The organism is Microvirga terricola (assembly GCF_011777495.1).
GTDB classification, from domain to species: Bacteria; Pseudomonadota; Alphaproteobacteria; order Rhizobiales; family Beijerinckiaceae; genus Microvirga; species Microvirga terricola.
Map to the genome: position 1 here is coordinate 1 of NZ_JAATJS010000016.1, position 1,034 is coordinate 1,034.

The window sequence follows — 1,034 nt, forward strand, 5'->3', positions numbered from 1 at the left end:
AAGGGCAAGCGCCTGCCCGCGCGCGAAGCCATTGCGAAGGCCGGGTTCGATCCCGATTTCGACCTCGGCGCGAAGGATGCCTCGGCCCTCATCAACGGCTCGACCACATCGCTCGCGCTCGGCGCGCTCGCCACGCACGATGCGCGCCAGCTGCTGAAACACGCCGACATCGCCATGTGCCTCTCGCTCGAAGCGATGCGCGGCGAACTCGCGGCGTTCGATCCGCGCGTACACAAGGCGCGGCCGCACCCCGGACAGGCGCGGATCGCGCGCAATCTGTTGCGCATTCTCGAGGGCTCGAAGCGCTGCTCGCAGGCCGCGCGCGACGTGGTGTTCCCCGATGAACCACGCCAGCCCGGCACGCCGGCGAGCCCGCGTGTGCAGGACGTCTATTCGCTGCGCTGCACGCCGCAGGTTCACGGTCCTGCTGTCGAGGCGGTGGAATATGTCGAGCGCATCATCGGCACGGAGATCAATTCCGCCACCGACAACCCGCTGATCTTCGACGACGGCCAGGCTGGCTATGTCTCGATCTCCGGCGGGCATTTCCACGGACAGTATGTGGCGCAGGCGATGGACCTGCTCGCCATCGCCATGGCCGATCTCGGCTCCATTTCCGAACGCCGCCTCGCGCGCCTCATCGACCCGACCATGTCCTACGGCCTGCCGCGCAATCTTTTGGCCGGCAAACGCGGCCTCAACACCGGCTTTGCCACGGTGCAGTGCTCGATGTCGGCGCTGGCGATGGAGAACCGTGGCCTTGCGACGCCGGGTTCGGTCGATTCCATTCCCGGCAAGTCGAATGCGGAAGATCACGTGTCGAACTCCACCTGGTGCGGGCGCAAGGCCCGCACCGTGGTCGAGAACGTGGAGCAGATCGTAGCGGGCGAATTGCTGATGGCGGCGCAGGCGCTGACCCTCGTTGAGCCGCTGGCGAAGGACTATCCGCTCGGCCGAGGCTCGCAGGCGGCGATCGGGGCTATCCGCGCAATCATCCCGCCCGCGCTCGACGGCGACCGCTGGTACGCCACCGA

The 1,034-nt window shown here is 67.4% G+C and carries 1 protein-coding gene; it reads left to right on the plus strand.

The window, feature by feature from the left end:
* The coding region (locus HB375_RS17920; RefSeq protein WP_167674462.1) for an HAL/PAL/TAL family ammonia-lyase at positions 1 to 1,034 on the plus strand (1,034 nt) is incomplete at both ends.